General features: G+C 46.1%; 24 protein-coding genes and 6 tRNA genes. 28 read left to right on the plus strand and 2 right to left on the minus strand.

Annotated features, from left to right (window positions below; translation table 11 throughout):
* Positions 1 to 99 precede the first annotated feature (99 nt).
* The 19 genes from BBEV_RS00135 (at position 100) to BBEV_RS00225 (ending at position 13,240) form a co-directional block, all read left to right on the plus strand.
* Positions 100 to 175 (plus strand) — tRNA-Lys (locus BBEV_RS00135).
* A 16-nt stretch (positions 176 to 191) separates the two neighbouring features.
* Positions 192 to 266 (plus strand) — tRNA-Glu (locus BBEV_RS00140).
* An 83-nt stretch (positions 267 to 349) separates the two neighbouring features.
* Positions 350 to 426, plus strand: a tRNA-Met gene (locus BBEV_RS00145).
* Between the two features lie 40 nt (positions 427 to 466).
* Positions 467 to 542, plus strand: a tRNA-Asp gene (locus tag BBEV_RS00150).
* A gap of 11 nt (positions 543 to 553) precedes the next feature.
* Positions 554 to 629: transfer RNA gene (locus BBEV_RS00155), tRNA-Phe, on the plus strand.
* Between the two features lie 5 nt (positions 630 to 634).
* A tRNA-Thr gene (locus BBEV_RS00160) sits at positions 635 to 710 on the plus strand.
* Positions 711 to 1,109: 399 nt separating this feature from the next.
* The gene (locus tag BBEV_RS00165; protein ID WP_069363606.1) at positions 1,110 to 1,520 is read left to right on the plus strand and encodes a hypothetical protein; all 411 of its coding nucleotides are present in this window, start codon (positions 1,110 to 1,112) and stop codon (positions 1,518 to 1,520) included.
* A 351-nt stretch (positions 1,521 to 1,871) separates the two neighbouring features.
* Positions 1,872 to 2,588: a response regulator YycF gene (yycF, locus tag BBEV_RS00170; protein ID WP_069363607.1), complete on the plus strand. Its 717-nt coding sequence runs from the start codon at positions 1,872 to 1,874 to the stop codon at positions 2,586 to 2,588.
* A 3-nt stretch (positions 2,589 to 2,591) separates the two neighbouring features.
* Positions 2,592 to 4,418, plus strand: coding sequence for a cell wall metabolism sensor histidine kinase WalK (gene walK, locus BBEV_RS00175; RefSeq protein WP_069363608.1), 1,827 nt, complete (start codon positions 2,592 to 2,594; stop codon positions 4,416 to 4,418).
* A complete protein-coding gene (locus tag BBEV_RS00180; protein ID WP_069363609.1) occupies positions 4,411 to 5,772 on the plus strand; it encodes a YycH family regulatory protein in 1,362 nt (453 codons plus the stop codon). Before walK ends, BBEV_RS00180 begins: the two co-directional genes overlap by 8 nt.
* On the plus strand, positions 5,759 to 6,550 hold the full coding sequence (locus BBEV_RS00185) for a two-component system regulatory protein YycI (RefSeq protein ID WP_069363610.1): 792 nt from the start codon (positions 5,759 to 5,761) through the stop codon (positions 6,548 to 6,550). The genes BBEV_RS00180 and BBEV_RS00185 overlap by 14 nt, the downstream gene beginning before the upstream one ends.
* Positions 6,551 to 6,558: 8 nt before the next feature.
* Positions 6,559 to 7,353, plus strand: coding sequence for an MBL fold metallo-hydrolase (locus BBEV_RS00190; protein WP_069363611.1), 795 nt, complete (start codon positions 6,559 to 6,561; stop codon positions 7,351 to 7,353).
* A gap of 146 nt (positions 7,354 to 7,499) precedes the next feature.
* Positions 7,500 to 8,747, plus strand: coding sequence for a S1C family serine protease (locus BBEV_RS00195; protein ID WP_069363612.1), 1,248 nt, complete (start codon positions 7,500 to 7,502; stop codon positions 8,745 to 8,747).
* Positions 8,748 to 8,758: 11 nt separating this feature from the next.
* Positions 8,759 to 9,079: a CxxH/CxxC protein gene (locus tag BBEV_RS17000; RefSeq protein WP_084007133.1), complete on the plus strand. Its 321-nt coding sequence runs from the start codon at positions 8,759 to 8,761 to the stop codon at positions 9,077 to 9,079.
* A 204-nt stretch (positions 9,080 to 9,283) separates the two neighbouring features.
* A complete protein-coding gene (gene rlmH, locus BBEV_RS00205) occupies positions 9,284 to 9,763 on the plus strand; it encodes a 23S rRNA (pseudouridine(1915)-N(3))-methyltransferase RlmH (RefSeq protein WP_069363614.1) in 480 nt (159 codons plus the stop codon).
* 45 nt (positions 9,764 to 9,808) lie between these two features.
* A complete protein-coding gene (locus BBEV_RS00210; protein WP_069363615.1) occupies positions 9,809 to 10,201 on the plus strand; it encodes a potassium channel family protein in 393 nt (130 codons plus the stop codon).
* Between the two features lie 197 nt (positions 10,202 to 10,398).
* The gene (locus BBEV_RS00215) at positions 10,399 to 11,001 is read left to right on the plus strand and encodes a hypothetical protein (protein ID WP_084007134.1); all 603 of its coding nucleotides are present in this window, start codon (positions 10,399 to 10,401) and stop codon (positions 10,999 to 11,001) included.
* 211 nt (positions 11,002 to 11,212) lie between these two features.
* Complete coding sequence (locus BBEV_RS00220) at positions 11,213 to 12,061, plus strand: NAD-dependent epimerase/dehydratase family protein (RefSeq protein ID WP_069363617.1); 849 nt, start codon at positions 11,213 to 11,215, stop codon at positions 12,059 to 12,061.
* A 309-nt stretch (positions 12,062 to 12,370) separates the two neighbouring features.
* Positions 12,371 to 13,240 (plus strand): DMT family transporter, encoded by an 870-nt coding sequence (locus BBEV_RS00225; RefSeq protein WP_069363618.1) that lies wholly within the window; start codon positions 12,371 to 12,373, stop codon positions 13,238 to 13,240.
* Here the strand turns inward: BBEV_RS00225 and rluF are convergent, their stop codons facing one another.
* Positions 13,241 to 13,945 carry a 23S rRNA pseudouridine(2604) synthase RluF gene (gene rluF, locus BBEV_RS00230; protein WP_069363619.1) on the minus strand — a complete coding sequence of 235 codons (705 nt, stop codon included), beginning with the start codon at positions 13,943 to 13,945 and terminating at the stop codon, positions 13,241 to 13,243. It lies immediately after the preceding gene.
* Between the two features lie 400 nt (positions 13,946 to 14,345).
* On the opposite strand from rluF, the gene BBEV_RS00235 reads away from it, so the two are divergent.
* Entirely contained in the window at positions 14,346 to 15,863 is a 1,518-nt protein-coding gene (locus tag BBEV_RS00235) for a malate:quinone oxidoreductase (protein ID WP_069363620.1), read from the plus strand.
* 329 nt (positions 15,864 to 16,192) lie between these two features.
* A complete protein-coding gene (locus BBEV_RS00240; protein WP_069363621.1) occupies positions 16,193 to 18,034 on the plus strand; it encodes a sensor domain-containing diguanylate cyclase in 1,842 nt (613 codons plus the stop codon).
* Here BBEV_RS00240 and BBEV_RS00245 read toward each other — a convergent pair.
* Positions 18,023 to 18,487, minus strand: a complete 465-nt coding sequence (locus tag BBEV_RS00245; RefSeq protein ID WP_069363622.1) for a MarR family winged helix-turn-helix transcriptional regulator — start codon at positions 18,485 to 18,487, stop codon at positions 18,023 to 18,025. The two genes, BBEV_RS00240 and BBEV_RS00245, sit on opposite strands and share 12 nt — an antisense overlap.
* 92 nt (positions 18,488 to 18,579) lie before the next feature.
* Here BBEV_RS00245 and BBEV_RS00250 point away from each other — a divergent pair, with 92 nt between their 5' ends.
* From BBEV_RS00250 to BBEV_RS00280, 7 genes are all read left to right on the plus strand, one after another.
* The gene (locus tag BBEV_RS00250) at positions 18,580 to 19,524 is read left to right on the plus strand and encodes an ATP-binding cassette domain-containing protein (RefSeq protein ID WP_069363623.1); all 945 of its coding nucleotides are present in this window, start codon (positions 18,580 to 18,582) and stop codon (positions 19,522 to 19,524) included.
* A 2-nt stretch (positions 19,525 to 19,526) separates the two neighbouring features.
* On the plus strand, positions 19,527 to 20,354 hold the full coding sequence (locus BBEV_RS00255; protein WP_069363624.1) for an ABC transporter permease: 828 nt from the start codon (positions 19,527 to 19,529) through the stop codon (positions 20,352 to 20,354).
* A 110-nt stretch (positions 20,355 to 20,464) separates the two neighbouring features.
* On the plus strand, positions 20,465 to 21,487 hold the full coding sequence (locus tag BBEV_RS00260; protein ID WP_069363625.1) for a Delta(5) desaturase DesA: 1,023 nt from the start codon (positions 20,465 to 20,467) through the stop codon (positions 21,485 to 21,487).
* A gap of 7 nt (positions 21,488 to 21,494) precedes the next feature.
* Positions 21,495 to 22,652 carry a sensor histidine kinase gene (locus BBEV_RS00265; RefSeq protein WP_232318226.1) on the plus strand — a complete coding sequence of 386 codons (1,158 nt, stop codon included), beginning with the start codon at positions 21,495 to 21,497 and terminating at the stop codon, positions 22,650 to 22,652.
* A gap of 2 nt (positions 22,653 to 22,654) precedes the next feature.
* Entirely contained in the window at positions 22,655 to 23,254 is a 600-nt protein-coding gene (locus tag BBEV_RS00270) for a response regulator transcription factor (RefSeq protein WP_069363626.1), read from the plus strand.
* Between the two features lie 99 nt (positions 23,255 to 23,353).
* Positions 23,354 to 24,919 carry a histidine kinase N-terminal 7TM domain-containing diguanylate cyclase gene (locus BBEV_RS00275; protein WP_069363627.1) on the plus strand — a complete coding sequence of 522 codons (1,566 nt, stop codon included), beginning with the start codon at positions 23,354 to 23,356 and terminating at the stop codon, positions 24,917 to 24,919.
* A gap of 24 nt (positions 24,920 to 24,943) precedes the next feature.
* A complete protein-coding gene (locus BBEV_RS00280) occupies positions 24,944 to 25,564 on the plus strand; it encodes an FMN-dependent NADH-azoreductase (RefSeq protein WP_069363628.1) in 621 nt (206 codons plus the stop codon).
* Positions 25,565 to 25,782: the final 218 nt, after the last annotated feature.

The following is a 25,782-nucleotide window of genomic DNA, read 5'->3' on the forward strand; positions in this document are numbered from 1 at the left end:
CTAACAGTAAGAAATAAGTTTTTTTCTCAAAGCTATTGCCTTTTGAACAGCTCCATGCTATTATCAATCTTGTCGCAAAATTATTATGTGTTTAACTAAGAGCCATTAGCTCAGTTGGTAGAGCATCTGACTTTTAATCAGAGGGTCGAAGGTTCGAATCCTTCATGGCTCACCATTTTTGATTGTCACAAGGCCCGTTGGTCAAGTGGTTAAGACACCGCCCTTTCACGGCGGTAACACGGGTTCGAATCCCGTACGGGTCACCATTTTAAAATAATCTTGACTTTATTTCGACGATCATGTAGTATTAATTCTGTTGCCCGAGATACACAAGATTCATTTATATTGCCGCGGGGTGGAGCAGTCTGGTAGCTCGTTGGGCTCATAACCCAAAGGTCGGTGGTTCAAATCCGCCCCCCGCAACCAATTATTTTTTTTTGTTTAGAATAAACTGATTTAATTAACTGGTCCCGTGGTGTAGCGGTTAACATGCCTGCCTGTCACGCAGGAGATCGCCGGTTCGATCCCGGTCGGGACCGCCATTATAGATTCAGGCTCAGTAGCTCAGTCGGTAGAGCAACGGACTGAAAATCCGTGTGTCGGCGGTTCGATTCCGTCCTGAGCCACCATTTGTGCTGGCCTAGCTCAATTGGTAGAGCAACTGACTTGTAATCAGTAGGTTGGGGGTTCAAGTCCTCTGGCCAGCACCATGATCATCCACAATTGTGTGGATGTTTTTTTGCTTACCCGGAATGTTTACGTTCGCTAAAGGATAAGTCTAACTGAATCTCTTGCCATTTCGTTGGCTGGAAAACAGGCTTTCTTTAGGCGCTCAGAAAGTGGCCCAACACGATTGATCTTCAGTCATCGAGAGGCAAAAGGATGCAGAAGCCACTAAATGAAATAATAATGTAATCTGACTTTTTGTGACAAACCTTGTCATAGTAAGGATCAATAGAATCATTGTTGTAGAAAAGGGTGCTATACTACATTTACGTTACGTTTTCTGAAGGTCTGATTAATTATATAACCTGTATGATAAACTTAGAGTGGGTAGAGTAATCGATCAAATCTCACATCGATAGATGATAAGGGGAGAGACCTTTTCTATGGAACAGATACGAAAGAGACGTAAAATAATCACCACTTTACTGGCGAGTGTTCTTTTGTTGTTGATCATCCCGTTTGTTTTTCTCAAAGGGGACAATCATAGTGATGCACATGACATCGAAGAGATCTATCATGTTTACTTTGAAGGTGAGCGGTTGGGAACGGTTCAAAATCGAGACACCGTCATCAACTATATTGAAAATAAGCAAGCAGACGGAGAAAAAGTGTTTGATCATCGTCTGAAGGATATGCTCGAGTTCATTCCTGAGCTTGTATTTGATGTGAGGGATTCGGACGAAGAGGTCCTGGCTGCTCTTAAAGAAACGCTTGAGATCAAAGTGAAAAGTTACCAGCTTGCGATCGACCAGGAAACGATCGGCTCGGTAGCAAATGAGATGCCGGGGAAATGAAATTATTTCCGGGGAAATAATTCACGAAACAACGAAACATCGCGTGATGAAGAAATGATCCGATCAGCTTCATGATGAGCAGGGGATTTCATTGATCCAACATCCGATAAGTTCGATTCCATAACCATCTCAGATGCGACCCTTCCTGCGTGCAGGGAGGGTTTTCTGTTTGATTCATTAGCATTGAACGCGTCTGAAGAATAAGCGGATCGAGGTGTTTCAAGGCAAAACCGCTGTTAATACGCAGTTTTTTCGAAACATGACATGCTATGAGAAGGATATACACTTCGGAGCATCTCTGAGTGTGATAGAATATACTAAGAATAAGTCTATGTAAGGGAGTGGCGTAACATGGATAAACAATTGATACTGGTTGTAGATGATGAAAAACCGATTGCAGATATCATAAAATTCGGTCTGGAAAAAGAGGGCTTTGAAGTGATTGTGGCTTATGACGGAAATGAAGCCGTTGAAAAGGCTAAAAAATATGTGCCGACACTGATTCTGTTGGATATTATGCTGCCGTACCTCGACGGTATGGAAGTCTGCCGTGAAGTACGTAAAGAACACGATATGCCGATCATCATGCTCACAGCAAAAGATTCGGAAATCGACAAAGTGTTGGGACTGGAACTCGGGGCGGATGATTATGTGACGAAGCCGTTCAGTACGCGTGAATTGATTGCACGGGTCAAGGCGAATCTTCGGAGAAATCAGCGACCCGCAGAAGACGCAGCCAATGCCAGCGGCACAAAAAATATCGATGTTGGGGCGTTGTCAATCCAACCGGACGCGTATCTTGTCACGAAGCGGGGAGACCCGATTGAGTTGACCCATCGGGAATTTGAATTGATCCACTATCTTGCGAGACACATTGGTCAGGTGATGACACGTGAACATTTGCTTCAGGCTGTCTGGGGCTACGACTACTTCGGTGATGTAAGAACCGTGGATGTGACTGTTCGTCGTCTGAGGGAGAAGGTGGAAGACAATCCGTCAAGTCCGATATGGATTGTTACCCGAAGAGGGGTCGGCTACTATTTCAAAACCCCTGATCTGGAGAACTGACCTATGGCTTCAATGCGTTTTTTTAAGTCGATTCACGTTAAAATAGTGACGATTTATGTATTGCTGATATTGATAGCCATGCAGGTCATCGGTGTTTATTTTACCCAGCAGTTGGAAGATCAACTGGTAGAGAACTTCTATGAAACCTTAGATGAGCGGGCGAATCTTCTGGCATATAATGTGCAGCAGGAAATCGACCGGGATGAAGAAGAGGCGGACCGGTCACTTCGTGTCCGAACCGATAGTGTACTTGGTGAACTCTTCAATATGGAAAACGCCCAGGCCAGAGTGGTTGATCAATTCAGTAATGTCATTACGGTCACAAATCCGGATGAGGACATATACATCGGCCAGCGAAGTACGAATTTCCGGATCATCAGAGCACTTGGCGGCTCTACGGAAGAAGCCGTGCTTCGAAATGAAACAACCGGTGACAGGACCAGGGTACTTGCTGTTCCTGTTGAAACAGAAGAGAACCAGGTTGTAGGTGCTATTTATATTGAGGCATCCATGGAAGAAATTTATGAGCAAATGGCGCAGACAAATCAAATTCTCCTCACAGGTACGATGATCTCACTGGTGTTAACTGCAGCACTGGGGGTTTTCCTGTCAAGAACGATTACGCGCCCGATTGTCGAAATGAGAAGACAGGCAGATTTCCTCGGTAAAGGTGATTTTTCCCAGAATGTTGAAGTCTATGGTGACGATGAAATTGGTCAGTTGTCTGCCACATTTAACGAATTAACCAATAAATTAGAGGATGCGCACGCAACAACGGAAGGGGAGCGGCGTAAACTCAGTTCTGTACTGACACATATGACGGATGGTGTTATCGCAACGGATCGCGAAGGACAGATCATTCTCATGAACCGTCGGGCGGAAGAACTGTTAGGGTATTCACAAGAAGATACCATTGGTTATGATCTTGTCGGGATGCTTAATCTCTCACATTTCATGAAACTGTCAGACTTGTACCAGATGATTGATCCGATCCTGCTTGATTTTGAACATCAGGAAGAAGAGTTGATTCTTGAAGCAAATTTCTCGGTCATTGAGAAGGAAAACGGGAAGAAAAACGGTTTGATTGCCGTTCTCCATGATGTCACCGAACAGGAACGGATTGAGGGAGAGCGCAGGGAATTTGTTGCAAACGTATCACATGAACTGAGGACGCCATTAACGTCCATGAAGAGTTATCTCGAAGCCCTGCTTGACGGCGCGTTAAACGATCCGGATATAGCGCCTCAGTTTCTGCAGGTGACATCGAACGAAACGGACCGGATGATCCGCCTGGTCAATGATTTATTGCAATTGTCGAAAATGGACGCCCGGGATGATCACATTGTGATGTCAGAAGTGAATCTGATCAATCTGATGCATCATGTCATCGACCGGTTTGAAATGTCGAACAAACAGGAAAATATTCAATTTAAACGTAAGCTGCCGGACGAGATCATCTCGATTACAGGGGATCGGGATAAACTGGTTCAACTGATGGATAATATGATTTCCAATGCTGTGAAATACTCTCCCGAGGGAGGCGTGATTACAGTCGCCCTGAAGAAAGAAAAACAGCGGGTGATCATCAGTGTGAAAGATGAAGGTGTTGGTATTCCGAAAGAAAATCTTCCGCATGTTTTCGACCGCTTTTATCGGGTGGATAAAGCCCGTTCAAGAAGTTTGGGCGGCACAGGCCTCGGCCTGGCGATTGCCAAAGAAATTGTGGAAATACACGGCGGCAGTATTTGGGTGTCGAGTGACTGGGGGAAAGGAACCACCTTCTGGTTCAGCCTGCCAGTGAACGGTGAGGTGGTGAATACACATGATTGAATGGATGAAAACAACCCTGTTGTTTACGATGATTTTGACCAGTATCGTGTTAACCTGGTTTCTTTGGACCTATCAGCCGGAGTACGAAACGTTGGACGATCCTGGCACATCCTATATTGAAATTGATGATATTGGTGAGTCTAAAAGTCTCTATGAAGTGATTTTCCCAAGAGAGATTATTGCCCACGACAGAGATGAAGTGGAATACCTTATCCCGGGTGATGCCTTTTATGAAGATATACTCCAGGAGGTGCTGGATACAGAATTCAACTACCTAACAGAACGTTCAGAAAGTTTTGCGCCGCATATGGATCACCGTTTCACCGGCTTGGAATTTGTCTTTAATGAGGCACTGCCGATGGAGATTGTTTACGACATCCTCGATTTTGAAGATGAGAACCTGCCATTTGAAAACCTCGACCGGCTGAGAATTGTGGATAATCCCTCGGCAATTGGTCAAGATGTTGTGGCTCAATTCATTGATATGGAAGCTGAAGCGGTGTATGAATCGGATATTGATATGAGTATCGGTCTGTTGGAAGAGTTGTTGACTGAAGGGAACGAAGATCAGCGGATTGAAGCAGAGCGGTATGTGTTCGGGAATCAGGATCATCGTGCATTTCAAGTGGTGCGTTACCTGCCTGTTGAACGGTTTGGCATGCAGCGATTCACCTATGAAACGATCGATCTTTCCACGCAATCATTTCGGCAGGTGCTTTTTTCAGACCCTGAGTTCGTGAAGAACTACTATCAGGGAGACGACTACCAATCGTATACGGACGGTAACCGGATGATGAATATCCTTGATGAAGGCATGGTGCTGGAATTTATACAGCCGGAGAGTTTTGAACGACGAACAGAATCCCAATCACCGGTGCTTGAAGATGCGTTGCAATATGTAAATGGTCATGCTGGCTGGACGGGTGATTATTTCTGGGATCATACAAATGAAGGTGATGAATACCAGGAATCGGTTTTCCGCATGCATATGAACCACCTCCCGGTTCTCTCAGGCAATGTGCCGACAGACGATCATTTCAGTATCAGTGTCCGCCGATCCGGAACACAAATCACAAAGTACAAGCGGCCATTGTTTCAATTGACTGAAGAACCGTTTGAGATGGATACGGCAGCCCAATTGCAGGGAGCAGACCAGCTGTTTGATCAAATTGAAGATTATGAACCATACGATTTGAGAGATGTTACCGATGTCCGGGTCGGTTACCATATGACACGACACCGCTCATTTGCAGTTTTCGAACCGGTCTGGTATGCCAATGTCGGTAGCCGGTGGATCGAACTCGAGAACCTGACGCCGAACCCGAATGGAGGAACGACCATTGGATTGGAGTAAAACGAAAACCATCTTCATCATTACTTTTCTCATGCTGAATATTTTTCTCGGCACGCAGCTTTACTCCAAAGTGACTGGAAGTCATATGGGTATTCTTAGTGAAGAAACACTGCCGGAACGTCTCGAATCGAATCGGATTGAGGTACAGTTGGATGAGCCCGAAGCAGCAGTGGAAGCGAGTCCAATTACGGTAACGCCGCGTATTATGGTGGGCGCCATGAATTCAGGTGAACTGATCCGGCAGAATGCTGAATTGGTGGATGACTTAACGCTCTATTCTGAGCTGGATTCACCTTATAAACTCGTTGATGCAAATTTAACGGCGAGTGTGAATGCTTTTTTGCAGCAATATGTATTTCAGGGAGATCGTTATGCCATTGCGACCTATTATGAAGAAGATCAGAAGATAGGGCTCCTTCAGACGCACGAAGGAAGGAAAATCGACCAGTACGAAGAGACCAACTATCATCTGATTTTGCATGTGAATGATGATTTTGCTGTGGAAGCTTATGAACAGTCAGCGTTAAATGTGAGTGATCAAGGACGTATGCAGGAATTGTTAACGCCGATGAAGGTGATTGAGCGGCTGATGAATGAGCATCAGATCCGTGTCAATACAGTGATAGAGGAAGCGGAACTGGGTTATTACAGCTCTCTTCAGGTGGAAGAAGCAGACTTTCAAGTGTATGTGCCTGTATGGCGTATCCTTGCAGATGATCAATATTTTTATGTGGATGCACAAAAAGGTGAGATACAAAAGATTCAACCGTTGGAGTGATGGGACAAATGAGTCTACAATTCAGTGTACTGGCAAGTGGCAGCACAGGAAACGCAATCTATGTCGAAACCAAGGGACAGCGTCTTTTGATAGACGCTGGACTGAGTGGCAAGAAAATCGAAGCAGCGATGACCCGTATCGGTCGAAGTCTGAGTGATGTGGATGCGATGCTCATCAGTCATGAACATAGTGATCATATAAAGGGTGCCGGTATCCTTGCAAGGCGTTATGAACTGCCGATCTATGCCAATGAAAAAACCTGGCGTGCGATGGATGGCATGTTAGGAAAAATAGCACCGGCTCAGAAGTTTCATTTTAAGAAAGACAATCTTGTCACTTTCGGTGATCTGGATGTAGAATCTTTTGGCGTGAGTCATGATGCAGCAGACCCGATGTTCTTCTCTTTTATGCAAAATGGTCGGAAGTTGACCATTTTGACTGATACAGGTTACGTCAGTGACCGCATGGCAGGGATGGCCCGCTCGTCTCACACGCTGATTTTTGAAGCGAATCACGATACGGAAATGCTACGGATCGGTCGGTATCCCTGGAGTGTGAAACGCCGGATTCTCGGAGATGAGGGACATGTATCCAATGTGGATGCGGGAGTGGCGTTGAATGATATTATTCGGGACGTGAAGACGGATGTTTACCTTGCCCACTTAAGTCTTGATAATAATATGAAGGATCTGGCCCGTATGACGGTAGAACAGACATTGCAGCAATATGACCGCCCAGTGGGAGATACGATCCGCCTTTTCGATACGGACCCTTATCAGCCGACACCTTTGAAAATGGTTTAACAAGGCGGATTATGGGAAAATAGTGAAGTAAGAAGTAAAATTGTTGATGCTGACGTTCTTTAATAGACGATGACGATCCTCCCACAGTAAAATAGCTGTATGGAGGATTTTTTAGTCCCTGTGGAAAGATAAAGGAGGCGTTACGAATGGGCTATTATGATAATCATGTGACACGCCCTGAAACGAGACAGTCGAGAGGCAGGTCCAAAGGAAGCAAAACAGCGATTTCAGGGTTTCTCGGGGCTGTCCTCGGAGCAGTAGTGATTCTTTTCAGTCTGCCTTATATAGCGGACAATGGCTGGCTCCCATTCGGCTTGACGGGAGCAGATGAAGAAATCCTGCAAGAAAGTGATGATGGGGAGGGTCTGTCGCCTGAAGATATTGAAGAGACCTCGTCAATCCAGCTTGAGACGACATCCGAAGTCATCGAGGCAGTGAATCAGGTATCCGATGCAGTTGTAGGTGTCGTGAACATGCAGGAAAATACCGGCTTTATGAGCCCCGGCGGTGAAGGTACCGGTTCAGGAGTCGTTTATAAAGTCACCGATGAATTCGCATATATTGTCACCAATCAGCATGTCATTGAAGGAGCATCTGCAGGTCAAAGTGATATTGATGTGACCTTATCCGACGGCGCACGTGTGGAGGCGGAGCTCGTAGGCGAAGATATCTTGACCGACTTGGCCGTCTTGACAATTGGTGCTGACAAAGTGGATACGGTGGCCAACTTTGGTGATTCAGATCAACTTCAGGCAGGTGAACCGGCCATTGCCATTGGGAATCCGTTATCTTTTGAAGGAACAGTCACACTTGGTATCATCAGTGCGGTTGACCGCAGTTTGCCGGTGGATCTGACAGGAAACGGGCAGACCGACTGGAACGCAGAAGTCCTTCAAACGGACGCGGCAATTAACCCAGGAAACAGCGGGGGGGCGCTTTTGAACATCCAGGGCGAAGTCATCGGAATCAATTCCATGAAGATCGCACAAAATGCTGTGGAAGGCATTGGCTTTGCGATTCCGACTTCAGTAGTTTTGCCGGTGATAGAGGATCTCGAAGAGCATGGTGAAGTGCAGCGCCCGCAAATGGGTATCGTACTCCGCTCATTACAGGAAATTCCGAGCTCCTACTGGCAGGACACATTAGGACTTCCTGAAGACTTCGCAGGCGGTGTTTATATCGAAAACGTGGAACCTGGAAGCCCTGCAGACGAAGCGGGTTTACGCGAACGAGATGTGATCAAAATGCTGGATGATGAGGAGATAAAGGATGCCAATGATCTTCGCCGCTATCTATACACCGAGGTAGAAATCGGTGATACGATGAGCATCACGTATTTCCGTGATGGTGAAGAACAGACAACTGAGTTGATTTTGGAAGGACAGGTATTTTAACGACATGTGAAATGGGGCAACAGGCAACAGGCAGTGGACAGTCAGGTTCACTGCCTGTTTTATGCGGTTTTCAGCGATTGTGGATAAGTGATTATGTTATGATGGGAAAAGACCGGAACGGTCCGGATGGCTATAGAGGAGGTATACGCAGTATGATTACATATTGTTGCGAGGAACATATTGAAGAAGCTTTGGAAGAAACCCTTGAGGACGGCTGTTTACCGCCTGATTTTCAAAACATTGTACCGGGAGCACATGGTGAAATCCGCTGTTTTATCTGTTTGAAGCAGGCCGTTTATAAGGTGGAACGACCGAAACAGAGCAGTGAATAAATTGTGGACAACCTGTGGGTAACATCGTCTTATCCACATGATTGTTCACAGGAGAAAGTATGCTCTTATTTTTACATATGTGAATATCCACAGTGCAGAACATGTCGAATGCGGTAGCTAACGCATTAAAACGGCCATTGCTTGTGTATATGTGGATAACTTCTGTGGATAAACTGAATAATTGAATGGAAAGTGGGGATAACTGTGCATATTCAAATCATTACGGTTGGAAAAATTAAAGATAAGTACTTAAAACTGGGGATTGAAGAGTTTACAAAACGCTTGAAGCCTTTTTGCAAACTTAAATTCGATGAATTGCCAGATGAGCAGGCATCCGATCAATTGAGCGACAAGGAAATCGAACAGGTAAAGAACCGAGAGGGTGAGAAGATTCTCGGGAAGGTGAAGGATCACTATCATGTGATTGCCCTGGCGATTGAAGGGGACATGTGGTCGTCAGAGAAACTGGCTAAAGAGCTCGATCAGCTGGCGACGTATGGGAAAAGTCAGCTTACGTTTATCATCGGTGGCTCCAACGGACTGAGTCAGGCGGTATATGACCGGGCCGATCAGCTGTTGTCGTTCTCGAAAATGACCTTTCCCCATCAGATGATGAAGCTGATATTACTTGAGCAGGTTTACCGGGCGTTTAAGATCCAAAAGGGCGAACCGTACCACAAATAACCAGCCAAAACCGGCCGGACAATCAAACAGGGAAAGAGGGATAATATGATTTCCTTTTTGCTGACCTTGAAACGAATGGTGCAAGCCATGATCAGTGCATCAAAGGATAAGGAATTTCAGGTGCTGTTCTTTTTCACGTTTATCACGTTTCTGTCCGGCACGATTTTTTACAGTCAGGTGGAGGGACTCCGAATCATTGATGCTCTTTACTTCAGTGTGGTGACACTGACGACGGTGGGTTACGGGGACTTTACGCCGCAGACGGATTTCGGGAAGATGTTCACCATCATCTATACGCTCGCGGGGATTGGGATCATCGTTGGTTTCATCAATAAAATCGCCTCCAATACGAAGGCCCCGAAAGCAATACGTAAATCCATGGGTAAAAGAAAACCGGCGGAACACTCTGACAAAAACGACCAGAATCATCAGGACTGATTTTGTATGCAGCTCAGATAAACAAATATTATGGTTATTAACAAAACCAAGTGTATTTTCAAGGTGATGAATTTGGACTCGGACAAGATCAGGTATACACAAGGAGGATTCATTTGATTGATTCTTATGAAATTTTTATGAGATGATTCAACATCAGCGAGGAGCAGTTTATTAAATTTGGTATAGAGGAATCCATAGTGATTGAGTCAGAATTTATAAAAATTGAGTGGGAAAATTTAAAATACAAAATATATAACGGTTCAGAGGATACTTATGTAAGAGGATATGGAAGGGATGCAAAAGGAACAGATCTATATATGGATCTGTATAAGGTAATATTTGGTCACAACAGCTTTAGGAAAGATGGTACTAATAATAGCAAACCAAAAGCACTGTTAGAAAGTTGTACAGGAGTCAGAAGAACTGAAAAGAGTTCAGGAAAGTATAAATCAATCAGGAATTATCAAGTATCACATATATTCGGGAAAACTAAGAATCCTTTTGCTTTTACCGCACCTTGGAATATTGTTTATTTACCAAAAATAGTTGATCCATTAACGGGGCATGAAAGTCAGGGGGATTTAACAAATAAGTTTTCGAAAGAAATTAAAAATCATACCTTGGATTATAATTATTTAATAATACAAGATTTTAATTCAATTATGATTGAGTTAAGACCTAAGATTACAAAACATTTAAATGGATTAGAAGGATTTTATGGAAATGAATATTCAAAACTAGTATTGGATAAGTTCAAGAATCAAGTTGAAATGGATTTTCAGATCATTGAAAAAGGATGATTTAAATACTCATTTTCCAATTTACAGGAGGAGCATGACACATCTGGGATATAATGCTGAGTGACTTGAAATAAAAACCGTCATTCCTTGTAATTATTAATGAATTCACCTATGCTTAGACCGTTTGATAAATGAAGATCAATGTTTTTAGACTGACCTTAGGAACCAATATCATCCAATAAAATGTTGTGAAAAAAATGGAGGGTTCAAAATGAAAAAAGTAGTGGTTACAGGCGGAAGTGGACTGTTAGGTCCGGCCGTGGTTCAGGAGTTTCTCGACCACGGATATGACGTTGTGAATGTTGACGTCAAGCACCCGAAGGAAGCGCTTTGCAAAACGGTGATTACGGATCTGACGGATCTCGGACAGGTGCACGGGGTGTTGGCAGGAGCAGACGCAGTGGTACATATTGCGGCCATTCCGGTGGCTTACTCCCACCCGAACGAAGTCACTTTTCAAAATAATGTCATGTCCACATACAACATATTAGAAGCAGCGGGAAATCTCGGTATTAAAAAAGCCGTGATTTCATCCAGTGAATCCTCTTATGGGATCTGCTTTTCGAAGCAGCCGTTAGAACCCCAGTATGTACCGATGGACGAGGAACACCCGCAGTTGCCGGAAGACAGCTACGGCTTCTCCAAAATCGTCAATGAAAAAACGGCGGATATGATCAATCGCAGAACCGGCATGCAGGTCGTATCCTTCAGGTTGGGGAATGTCATATCGCCTGAGATGTATGCCAATTTCCCAGGGTTTATTCATGAGCCTGAAATGCGTAAGCCGATCTTGTGGAGCTATATCGATACCCGGGATGCGGCAACGGCCTATCGCCTGGCTGTTGAAGCGGACGGTCTGGGATCGGTGGCTTTGAATATCGGAGCGGATGATACGAGCATGGACATCAAAAGTAAAGAACTGATGGAAACCTGCTTTCCCAATGTATCAGACTTCAGAAAAGAGCTTACAGGCTTTGAGGCGTTACTCAATAACGAGAAGGCGAAAAAGCTTCTGAAGTGGCAGCCGGTTCATCAGTGGCGAAACTATGTCAATGTGTGAAAAAGTGAAAAGAGAACCGTTTCAACCCGGACAATCTTTTAGATATTGTCCGGGTTTTTTCCTTTGTGAAAGGTTTCGGCAGGATTTTTCGAGATGTTATAATCGGGTCGGAAAAAGTAGACGGATTAGCACTACATAATAATGGAATAATGCGGAATGAAAAAGTACCAATGTAAGAAGATAGGAATCTCTATTATTGAAATCAGGCGGTTCATATCGTATATGACGCCATCATTTTCTTAAATCACATTCGTTTTTGAAACTTTTGAATCCCAGTCTCCATTATTAACAGGCGAGAGGAGGTTCATGATGAGGTATACGGGTGTTATTTTAGTAATGTTGGCGGCATTTTTCTGGGGGATCAGTGGGGGAATCGGTGATATTCTGATGAACAAAGGATGGGACCCGATTGTGATCTCCTTTTATCGGGGAGCGATCGGATTTATTTGTTTTTCGCTTTGGTTTCTGTTTCACAAAGAGCTGAAATGGGAGATCTCACCCCGGCTTGTGATGTGGTCCCTTCTTGCAGGAATTGGTGTAGCTGGTAATTTCACGTTCTATTTTCTCAGTATCGAGGATTCGAGCATTTCAGTTGCAGCAACCTTGATGTATGCGGCTCCGGTTTTTGTATTGCTCACCTCGATTTTGTTATTACTCGAGCGGTCAACCTTGTTTAAATGGCTTTGTATTGCCGGTGTTGTGACGGGCATTATACTGCTCACGGGTGCGTATAATGCCGGTGACAGTTCAGTAACGCTTTTTGGCGCAACGACGGGGCTCTTGGCTGGAGTTTCCTATGCCTTGTTTATATTCGGATTCAGAAATGCGGCACTGATCGGAAAACTCCCAACGACGTTAACCATCGCTTTCTTTTCATTCTGTTTTATCCTGTTTCTGTTTATGGACAAAAGTGTTGCGCTGGATGCACTTTCGTCCAGTGACATCGGCTGGTTTCTTCTCGTAGGTATTGCCGGTGCCGGGGTCCCTTTTATATTTTATGTGTTCGGGCTTCGAAGAACAGCACCGACAACCGCCTCCATGGTAGCGATGATCGAACCGGTGACAGCATCCTTATTCGGTTTATTGATCATGGGCAATCAGTTATCGGCCATCCAATTTGCGGGGATGGGCCTTATCTTGTTTACGATCACGTTTCTCAGTGTAAGACAGTCGGAATGATCAAGCCTTCGGTGTGTAGTCCAATTCCTTGAACAGTTCTGTGAGCTCTTTTTTCGATAAATCCCGCCACTGTCCGACGGGCAGTTTTCCGAGATGAATATTCATGATCCTTATGCGCTGCAGTCGTTTTACTTCGTAGCCGAGGGCTTCACACATGCGCCGGATCTGCCGGTTCAGCCCTTGTGTCAGGGTGATGTTGAATTCTTTTTTGGAGAGCGGCGTGATTTTACAGGGCAGTGTTTTCGTATCGAGGATTTCCACACCTTCAGACATGGCTTTGACGAATTCGGGCGTGATCGGTTTGTCGACTTTGACGACGTATTCTTTTTCATGTCTGTTTTCGGCCCGGAGGATTTCGTTGACGATGTCCCCGTCGTTGGTGAGCAGGATCAGGCCTTCTGAATCCTTATCGAGGCGGCCGATATGAAAGATCCGTAAGGGATGATTCACAAAGTCAACGATGTTTCCCTTTACATTCCTTTCCGTCGTACTGGTAATCCCCACCGGTTTGTTCAAGGCGAGGTAAACCTTCTCTTCGACGACGCGGACGGGTTCGCCGTTTAAAAGAACTTCATCGCCTGGTTCAACCTGATCCCCGATTTTGGCGGGTTTTCCGTTCAGCGTCACCTTTCCTGCTTCGATGAGCTTATCTGCCCCGCGCCTCGAGGATTTGCCTGATTCGCTGATGTATTTATTAATGCGCATGTTCATCACGACCTTACATTCAAGAATGGTGGTTCTGCGTGTTTAATATACCTTATTTGAGCGTTTCAATCAAAAGCCATCTGTCCGGTACCTGTGCATAGGTTCGGATTGTCCTGCTTGGCAACCCCTAACTTCAACCCCTCCCAGTAAACAGTACAAACACAGTGGAAAACGTTTTAATTTTTATGTGAAAGATGCTACAATGGAATGAATCATAGTACATTGCTAAAATACTCACAAGCCGAATTTAAAATACAGAATTATGTTGGCGGTTTCACAGACTGGGGAGCCAGATACCTTCGTTCATTCAGACAGATTTTTTGAAACCCATTACCGTTGTCGCAGCTCATTTTATCAGGATGCCCAAGCTGCGAATTAATCAACAGATAGGAAGGTCACGATGACTACGAAGCAAACGAAAACAGATGTGGTGTTAATAGGCGCAGGAGTGATGAGTGCCACCCTCGGTTCGTTAATCAAGGAATTGCAGCCCGACTGGGATGTTCATGTATTCGAAAAGTTGGACAGCGCAGCGCAGGAAAGTTCTAATGAATGGAACAATGCAGGGACCGGTCATTCTGCTTTGTGTGAATTAAATTACACAACGGAACTTGATGACGGCTCCATCAGCATAGATAAGGCGGTAGACGTCAATGAACAGTTCCAGGTGTCGCGTCAATACTGGTCTTATCTGGTGAAAAAAGAACGTCTCCGGCATCCGGAATCCTTTATCCGTCCGATCCCGCACATCAGTTTTGTACAGGGGGAAGACGGCGTCGCATTCTTACGTAAACGCTATGAGTCGCTGTTGTTCAATCCGTTATTCAAGGACATGCATTTCTCAACGGATCATGAGGAACTCAATGACTGGTTCCCGCTGATGATGAATGGACGGGACAAAAGTGAAGCAGTGGCGGCAACAAAAATCGATTACGGAACGGACATCAACTTCGGGGATTTAACCCGACAATTAATGAGTGACCTTGAAACTCAAAAGAGCAGCGTCCAGTATGGACAAAGCGTGGACGACCTCTATCAGAATCCGGATGGGACGTGGAATGTCAACGTACGTGATACAGTGAGCGGACGGCAGAAAACGTACCGTGCCCGGTTTGTTTTCATTGGAGCGGGTGGCGGCAGCCTTCACCTGTTACAAAAGACGGGGATCAAGGAAGCGAAGCGAATTGGCGGCTTTCCGGTGAGTGGGCTGTTTATGGTGTGTAAGAACCAGGAAGTTATTGAACAGCACCATGCGAAAGTTTACGGGAAGGCAAAAGTCGGGGCACCACCGATGTCGGTACCTCACCTTGATACACGCTACATGAATGGCAAGAAAGCGTTGTTGTTTGGTCCTTATGCGGGCTTCTCTCCGAAATTCCTGAAGCAGGGTTCCTACCTGGATCTATTGACTTCGGTGAATCCGGATAACGTCTTCACGATGCTCGCAGCAGGAGCCAAGGAGATGCCGTTGACGAAATATCTGATTCAGCAGATTCTTTTGAATAAGGAGCAGCGGATGAAAGAACTCAGAGAATTTATACCGGATGCACAAAGTGATGACTGGAAACTGGTGACAGCCGGTCAACGGGTTCAGGTCATCAAGGATACCGAAGAAGGTGGAAAAGGGACCCTGCAATTCGGGACGGAAGTCGTCAGCGCAGCGGATGGTTCGGTTGCGGCGCTCCTCGGGGCTTCCCCCGGGGCGTCCACAGCCGTGTCCGTCATGCTCGATGTGCTCGAGCGGTGCTTTCCCGAACGGATGGCTGATTGGGAACCGAAAATTAAGGAAATGATTCCTTCCTACGGGAAAGAGCTGATGGCTCACCCGGACCTGTTTGACAAAGTGTTTCAAGAAACAGCGGACATTTTAAAACTGAAGGAAGAATCCAGTCATCAGACCGTATCCAACCAGAAGTAAACGTAGCGTGTGCGAACGATAAATCACTTTGACCTGCTTTGGGTCACGGTGATTTATTTATGTTAAAGCCCAGGCGAATGCACAAGCAATGCCGCTTACCGGTGGGGGACGAACAGCTTGTGTGAGAGGGGATGCAGACGTTGAGAGTGCGGCGATAGTGAGCAGAAAGTCCTTCGAGTGAGAAGAGAGAAAGTGCGCACCGGAGCTCGTCTTAAAATGGGTGGTACTGACAAGAAAGTGTGCGAAAGAGTTCAAATATAGTCCCGCACATAATAGGTCATACCCGTTATAATTGATTCATAAGTCATAGATCGAAATGGGTGATTACGATGGGTGCAAACCCGTACCTTCCTGTTCGCCAGTGGCGGCCGTGTTTGGGTTTTCTGATCGTCTTGCTGTTTCTTTTCTTTTCACCGATTCTGTCAGCAGCTTCAGACGATTCGGGCTGGCATTTACAAAAGGATGGCACTATAGAGCTTGAAGATGGCTGGCTGTTTGTATGGGATGAACTGCTCTCTCTTCAAGATGCCAGGATACATAGCGGACAAGCTGAAGAGCTGTCGTCCCTGGCACACTGGGAGAATAATGCGCCTACGGGCAGCCGGGGCGTGGCTACGTACTATCAGAAATTGAACATCGATGAAGCGTCCGTCGGTACGCCGTTAGGGTTATATGTTCCGGATATTCTCACGTCATACCGGTTATGGATTGACGGGGAACTGGTTCATCAGCAGGGTACCGTGTCAGATGAAGCAGCCTCCTCAGTGCCAAGCGTCATGCCAGTGATCAAACAGATTGTAGCTGAAGAGGAAACGATCGAAATCATGCTGCACATCGCCAACCACCATCATCGCGAAGGGGGGCCTATGGCGAGTCTGAGGTTGGGTGCGATCGAAGACATGCATCACGACATGCTGGTGACATTCGTGGTTGAAGTCATCTTATTCGGGGCGCTGATGTTATCTGCGGGACACCATTTCCTGATTTATCTGCTGAGACGAAAAGACAGGGAAAATCTGTATTTCAGTTTGTTCTGCATGATTTTGGCCATCAGGGTGTCCGTCACCGGTCAGAAAGTGTTGTATCAAATGGTACCTGATTTCAGTTGGATTGTCGGTATTCACCTTGAATATCTCTCGTTTTATGCAGGCGCCGGCATCTTGCTTCTTTATCTGCATCAAATGTTTATCGATCATGCCAGTCACAAAATGACCTATACGCTCGCGGGCATTACGGCGCTGTTTTCCGTTTATGTAATCGCTGCACCCATCCGGATCTTCAGCGAATCCCTGGCCTATTTTCAGGCGTTTACGGTGGTTTTGATTGTCTATGCTTTTTTCATTTTGTACCAAGCAGGACGAGATCACGTTCAGGGTGCCCATCTGACGATGATTCTATTTGGCCTTTTCACGATCACGATTATGAACGATATTTTTTATCACCTGCGTTTATTCGATACCATCTTACTGGCACCCTTTGGCATGTTGTTCATGATTTTTGGTCAGACATCGATCCTGACGTTACGGACGATCAGTGCCTATCGGAAAGTGGAGGAGTTGTCCATGAAACAACAAGCGTGGCATCGCCATCTCGAAGAGGAGGTTGAAAGCCGGACGAATGAGCTCGAAGAGGCCAATAAACATTTAAAAATGCTTTCGGAAGTGGACGGATTGACGCGGATCCCGAATCGACGGCTGTTTGATGAAGAAATTGAATCCCAGCTTATTCTGACCCGGCAAGCGATTCAACCGATGGCTTTGCTGATGATTGACGTTGACGATTATAAAGGATATAACGATTTTTATGGACACTTGAAAGGAGACGACTGCCTGAAAACGATCGCGAATCATTTGGAAGAGACGGTCAAAACGGTACAGGGTGGAGCGATTTACCGCTACGGTGGTGAGGAATTTGCGGTGCTGTTACCTGGTGTGGATCAGGAGGGGGCATCTGTGATGGCTGAACACTTACGTCAGGCGATTGAAACGGAAAACATCCCCCACGAAGGGATTCATACGGATCACCGGGTCACCGTCAGTATTGGAGGAGCAGTGATTCAGCCAGGTCAGTTTGCTACTTCTGACATGTTGATTAAAACCAGTGATCAGGCTTTATATCAAGCGAAGGGTACCGGTAAAAACAAGGTGGTGATCGAACCGTCAGTCGGGTAACTTGTCAAGGATCCGGCAGAGTCGATCCATCGCTTCAGACAGGGCTTTGCGATCATCATTCCCCAAAGGTGATAACCGGTGGGCCAGGACGCTTTCAAGGTGCATTTTTTGATCGGACAGGAAGTGTTTCCCTGAATCCGTTAATTGAATATAAACGATCCGTTTATCTGCCTCATCCTGCAGCCGTTTGACGAGCCCTTTGTCCAGGAGCTTACGAACCAGCGGGGTGAGGTTTGATTTTTTGATGGACAGTTTGCCGGCGATGTCACGCATCTTAAGGGCACCATCATACTCCAGCATATGCAGGATGTGAAAATGTGTCGGATGCAGGTCGGCTGCTTCCACCAGTGGAGTATCACCGAACAGTTTTTTCGGGAGGTACGGCATCACAGTGAGCAGCTGATTGACGAGAGCATCGGCATCATGTTTTACGTACGGAGGTTTATGGGTCATTTTGAATCTGTCCTTTCTTTTGACATTGGTCACCATTCGCGACATACTAGTTATGATATCATAACTACTTAACAGTCGGGGGATTTCTCATCATGAAAACGATCATCGAGGTGAAAGATCTGACGAAAACGTATAAAGATACCACGGCGGTGAATGGGATCAGTTTTGATGTGAAGGAAGGGGAAATTTTCGGATTTCTCGGACCGAACGGTGCTGGAAAAAGCACGACGATCAATATGATCTGTACCATGTTGAAACCGACATCCGGATCCATCGAAATCAATGGATTTAACGTCAAAAAACAAAAAGATCAAGTCCGGGGAAGCATCGGGATCATTTTTCAGGAAAATACCCTTGATGGGAAACTGACAGGCTATGAGAACCTGATGCTTCACTGCCGGTTTTACCGGGTACCAAAAGCAAAGCGGCATGACAGAATTCAGGAGGTGCTTCAGATCGTGGATCTGGTGGATGTACAGAAAAAGCGGGTCGAGACGTATTCCGGCGGGATGAAGCGGCGTCTTGAGATTGCAAGGGGACTGTTGCATTATCCGAAAGTACTGTTCCTGGATGAACCGACCGTGGGCCTTGATCCGCAAACCCGTGCGCATTTATGGGAATATATTCTGAAACTGAAGGAAAAAGAAGGCATCACCATGTTTTTGACCACCCACTATCTTGACGAAGCGGAAATCAGTGACCGCGTAGCGATCATGGACCAGGGTGACATCATTGCGATCGATTCGCCCAAGGCGCTGAAAGATCAATTGGGTGGCGACATCATTGAACTCTCCACGCAGGATAATGAACTGGCCATACAGGAAATCCACGAGAAAATTGAAGGCGCTGAAGTGTCTCTCGAGGATGATACGATTCATGTAAAAGTAGCCAGCAGTGATGCATTTATCTCGCATATCATGAAGACGCTGACGCCGGCGGTGACGCGTCTGAATATCCGGAAACCGACACTCAATGATGTGTTCCTCGCCTTTACCGGGCGAAAAATCAATGAAGCGGCAAAGAGCGAGGGGGCGTAATCATGGAAGGTATTATCGCCATCTGGCAGCGTGACTTAAAGAAATTCTTCCGGGACCGTGCAAGGCTGTTCGGATCATTTACCATGCCGGTATTGTTCCTGCTGATCTTCGGTGGGGGCATGAGCGGTACAATGGAATCGATGATGATGGGACGGATGCCAGAAGGGGCGGAGGGTTTCAGCTATCTGGAATTTGTCTTTCCAGGCATCGTTGCGATGACCCTTCTGATGACCTCGGTATTCTCAGCCATGTCGGTCATCGAGGATAAGGATAAAGGGTATATGAAAGAGATCCTCGTCTCTCCAATCTCACGTGTCAGTATTGCCATTGGCAAAATGCTCGGCGCGGCAACGGTCGCGACGATTCAGGGTGTGATTTTGTTTCTTCTGATTCCGTTTCTCGGCTTATCTTACGGGATTGTCAATCTCCTGCAGGTGATTCCGTTTATGTTTTTGCTTGCTGCGGCGTTGTCCGGGTTAGGGCTGCTGTTTGCGAGCATCATCCGGTCCACTCAGGGGTTTCAGATGACGGTGCAGATTCTGATCATGCCGATGATCTTTCTTTCCGGAGCACTATTCCCGGTCAGCAATATGCCAGCCTGGATGGATGTGGTCGTGAAGATCAACCCGGTAACGTACGGGGTTGACGTCATGAAAAAACTGATGATTGATACGTCGAACCTCTCCCCGGTGGTCATCGAGGCGATGGGGCTGAATATTGAAGTGTTCGGCCGTCAGGTGACGATTATGGAAGAGATTTTGTTCATTGCCGCATTTGCTCTTGTGCTGGTTTTATTTGCGACAATCAGCTTCAAACGGGCGAATGCCTGAAGAGTCATGACAAATGTCATATGTTTTCATTGACGCATATGACTTATGCAACATGGTGATAGGGGTTACTCTTAAGATAACGAACAAAAGATCTGAAGGAGGCCCTATATATGAGTCATCATCCGAAAATCCAGGAATTAAAAAAATCCATGAAACCATTTGAAGTCACCGACCATCAGACGAGTATCAAACAATTACTGAATACCTTGGTGCCTTACGTACTTCTCTGGGCACTTGCCTATATGACGATGTCTATCTCTTACTGGCTGGCCGTTCCAATTATGATCCTTGCGGCAGGCTTTCTTGTGCGCACGTTTATCATCTGCCACGATTGCTGTCACCAGTCTTTTTTCAAAAGTCGTCGTGCAAATGCTATAATGGGAACCATAACCGGTGCCCTCACCCATGTACCATTCGAACAATGGAAAAATGCACACAACACTCACCACGCATCCAGCAGCAATCTGGATAAACGCGGAACGGGTGATATGTGGATCATGACGGTGGATGAATACCAGGAAGCATCTTTGTTAAAGCGTGTCTGGTACCGGATTTACCGAAACCCTGTAATGATGTTCGGCATCGGTCCGGTTGCGGTCTTTTTCATCCAGTACCGCTTCAATGTGAAAGGTGCAAGACGCAAGGAGCGGATAAATACGTATCTGACGAATGGCTTGATTGCTTCTTTTTATATCGGGATGATGCTGCTTCTCGGCTGGCAATCCTTCCTCCTGATTCAAATGCCGATTGCCTGGCTGGCAGGTACCCTTGGCATCTGGCTTTTCTATGTGCAGCATCAGTTTGAAGAGACCTATTTCGAACATGATGAAGAATGGAGTTATGTACAGGCAGCCATTGATGGCAGTTCGTACTATCAACTTCCAAAAATTCTCCAGTGGTTAACAGGTAACATCGGCTACCACCATGTCCATCACCTGAGCCCGAGAGTACCAAACTATAAGCTCTCAGAGGCACATGAAGCGACACCGCCACTGCATCACGCAACGACAATAACACTCGCGACGAGCGTGAAGTCATTGAAATACAGATTGTGGGATGAAAATCAAAAGGAATTTATTACGTATAAACAAGCCAAAGACCGTATGGCAAATCAGCGACTGAGCGTGTCCTGATGGGAAAATGCCTGCGCGAATGAAAGGACTGACAGGAATGGGGAAGATTCAAAAACAATTTCGACAAAGCACGGGACTCAGCCCGTACATTTGGATGTTTCTCTCCATTCTGCCATTCTATTTCATCTTTCAGACCCCTGCCGTTTTGGAAGGGGTTTTTGGCGTTTTGCTGGTCATTGGCTTTTTCTTAAGCTATGTCCTCTCTTTTTCTTCCAGAGGCTGGATGATTTATGTCGGTTTGGGGATTCAACTGGGTATTTCGGTATTACTAAGCTTTTTTTTCGGATACGTTTATTTTTATCTGTTAATCGCTTATTTCATTGGGCAATTGATGCAAAAGAGCGCTTTTATTACCTTCTACAGTATCCTGATCCCCGTGAAGGTCATCTCGAGCTATTATGCATTTATTACGTTTGAAATTCTGCAGATTCAGCTGCCGTTTCTCCTGCTCAGCACGGTGGCAGTCATCCTGCTTCCGGTGAACACATACAGTAAGCTCAAAGAAGAGCGCCTGGAAGATCAGCTGGCGTTTGCGAATCAGAAGATTGCTGAACTGATCAAGCTTGAGGAACGGGAGCGAATTTCAAGGGATCTGCATGACACACTTGGTCAAAAGCTCTCGATGATCGGCATCAAGAGTGAACTCGCAGCAAAACTCGTTTCAAAAAACCATGAGCGGGCGGAAGAGGAAATCAAGGAAGTTCAGCAGACAGCGAGAAGTGCCTTGAAGGAATTGAGAGAATTGGTGGCCGATATGCGATTAAGCCGCTTGACAGAGGAAGTGGAGCGGGTGAAGCAGCTTCTTGATGCAGCCGGTATACACTACACAATCACAGGAGAACACGACTTTCCGGAGAGCCTGTCCCGCAGCGATCACATCATCAGCATGTGTTTAAAGGAAGCTGTCAATAACGTGGTCCGGCACAGTCATGCAAAAAAATGTGCCATCACGATTCGTCAGGAACCAGAAGAAGTATCGATCATTGTAGAGGATAATGGAAAAGGGCTGCCGGGTCACAGTGATATCCGGTACGGCGGCGGTCTTCAGGGAATGAAGGAACGGCTGCAGGCGATTGATGGAACATTGGATATCCAGTCGAACAACGGTACAAGCCTGACCATGCGTATACCAACAGGAATCCGTTCGGAGAAAGAGGGGGAATAACCATGATTAGACTCTTGATCGCTGAGGATCAGAAGATGCTGCTGGGGGCCCTTGCTTCCCTTTTGGATATGGAAGACGATATCCACGTCATCGGGACTGTGAACAATGGACGTGAAGCAGTGGAAGCCGTAAAAGAAAAAGAGCCGGATCTTTGTGTCATGGATATTGAAATGCCCGAAATGAACGGCCTCGATGCGGCCGGCGAATTACGGGATCATTCGTGTAAGGTGCTCATTCTGACCACTTTTGCCCGCTCAGGGTATTTTCAAAAAGCGATGTCAGTCGGTGTGGATGGGTATATGCTCAAGGACAGTCCAAGTGAAGAGCTTGCCAATGCCATCCGGCAGATCATGCAGGGGCGGCGAATCTTTGCTCCGGAACTGATTGATGAGGTCTACCGCTCAGAGAACCCACTAACAGCAAGGGAAAAGGAAGTGATGGATCTCATGGCAGAAGGGCTCAGTACAAAGATGATTGCGGAAACACTGTTTCTGACGAACGGGACAGTCCGGAATTATATCTCCACAATCCTCGATAAACTCGAAGTTGATAATCGCATTGAGGCGATTAAAGTCTACCAGCATAAAGGGTGGAATTCCTGATCAGGCTGAACGCTTATTAATACTGCATTTTTCAAATGATTCAGGTATACTGATGAAAATGTCCCGTGTGGTTGTGAGGAGCTGTAGGAGGTGTGCCGGATGCAGTGGATCCATCCGTATCCGTTTTATTTATTATTAACCGGCGTTCTCGTCATGAGTCTGTTGATTCCGTTGCTAAGGCCTCCGCGTACTTATGGAAGGAATTATCTGGCGATTATATTATGTTTGGGTGGTTTGCTCCTCAGCCTGTCGGCTTTGGAGTTGTTTGTTTCTGACGGGTGGCTGATGCTGTTGTTTCGTAATCTCCAGCAAATCCCGTTGTTCTTTACGCCGATCATCCTGTTTGCCCTGGCGCGGGAATATACAGGGTATGATTCAGAAAAGACAAAGCGTTGGCTGATGTACCTCGCTTTGCCATCATTGTATTTTACAGGGCTGATTTTCTTTGAAGGGTGGCACGGGTTCTTCAGGGAATCTGTACATATTGAACATGTGTGGGGCTTGACTCAGATTCAGGTCACACAAACGATGCAGGGCTTTATGTTAAGCACGTACCCGATTGTGATCGGCGTCATCAGCGGGTTCATTATGCTTCAGCATTTACTGGTCTCTTCGAAAAGCCACCGCAAGCAGCATGTCCTGTTTCTGTTGGCTTACGTAATTCCGCTCGTCAATATCATTCTCGTTCCGGTTTTACCTGCCAATATTCCTGGACAGATGGCATTCGGTTTTTCTCTGATGGGCATCGTGCTGTACATTTTATATTACCGGTATCAACTTCTCTCGATTTGGCCGGTGGCAAAAGATCGAATTTTCGATGCCATGAAAGAAGGCGTATTGGTGATCGACCGGGAGTGGCGGCTGATTGAAATCAATAGTGCAGCCCAGGAGATTCTATCAAGCGTGGCAAATACAAGTGAAGATGAAGAATTCTCTGCCGAGCGGGCTGCATATAACTGGATCCGTCCCGATGAAGCTTTTTTGAATGCCGTGCAGAAAAAGAAAACCTTCGAGACGGAATGGACGGTAAACGGTGAGCATGAGGGAGATAAGATTTACTTTGAAGCGAGAACATTCCCCATTGCCAGAAGCAGATCCGGCGATGAAGCGACGCTGATTATTCTCAATGATATCACGGACAAGAAGCACCATGAAGCAGACCTGATCAAGCAGGCGACCATCGACTATCTGACAGGTATTCCAAATCGCAGGTCTTTTATTGAACAATATCAGAAACTTATGGCCGCTAAAGGTGAAACCGGCAGTCTGATGCTGATTGATCTGGATCATTTTAAAAAAGTGAATGATGCATTTGGCCACCAGACCGGGGATGAAGTGCTGTGCTATTTTGCGATGCTGCTTCAGGAATATTTTGTTCATGGACTGGTGGGCAGAATCGGCGGTGAGGAATTCGGGGTATTCATTCATGAAAACTGTCACGAAGCCGTGAGGCAGGCAGAACATTTTCAGCAGCATTTAAGAGTGAAGCCATTTCATACACATGACAACAACGTGATAGCTGTGCCGATGAGTATCGGGGTAGCGGAAGTCATGCAGGAAACCCGGGCGATTGAAACGGCTTACCGTCGCGCCGATGAGGCAATGTATGAAGCGAAGCGGGGCGGACGGAATCAGACGGTCTGTTACAAGGAAACATGCGGGTGAATTCAAATCGAAGGTGGGGATCGAATGTTATTGTATATCACAGCCAACCGAAAGCCGGTGGAGGAATCCGTCAGCCTGACCGTGGGGGGAGCGTTCCTTGATGCTTACAGAACGGCTTTTCCGGACAGCCGGGTGGAAAAGCTCGATCTGTTTGAGGAAACTTTTCCGTTGCCAAAGCGTGAAGAGCTTGCGATGTGGGAACGGCAGCGGGTTTTGTCTGAAGAGGAAGTGAACGCTTTAATGAATCCGCATGTAGAACAGTTTAAACGGGCGAAACGAATCGTGTTCGTGACCCCGATGTGGAATATGAGTTTCCCGCCACAGGTGAAGGCTTATATCGACCGGATCATCGTTCCTGGACATACATTCGAATTTACTGAAAAAGGCATAGAGGGCCGGATGAATGAAAAACAGGTCCTGCATATCCAAAGTACCGGGGGGATCTACTCGGATGGTCCGCTGACCTCTTTTGAACACGGAGATTCCTATTTACGGTTAATGATGAAACTCATTGGTGTGCCCTCATATGACTTGATTCGGATCGAAGGAACCAGCACCAACCCGGACCATGTACCCAGAAGACTCAGGCAGGCAGAGACCGACATTCAGGATCTCCTGACGGCATGGCAAAAGAAACATCGTTGAAACAGTAAAATTGTAACAGTGATACAGATCACTGAACATTCCGGGATGCTTTGTTCAACAAGGCATCCTTTTGAATCGAGAATAGTGCAACCATGCTTATTCAGTAATACATATAAAACCAATCGGAATGAAATGTGTTGAAAAATGTCTACATCTCTGTCACAATCTGTTCAGAAATAATGCATTCACTGGTATGGGTATCTGTTATGATGAAGATG

This window comes from Salisediminibacterium beveridgei (assembly GCF_001721685.1).
Taxonomy (GTDB): Bacteria; Bacillota; Bacilli; order Bacillales; family Salisediminibacteriaceae; genus Salisediminibacterium; species Salisediminibacterium beveridgei.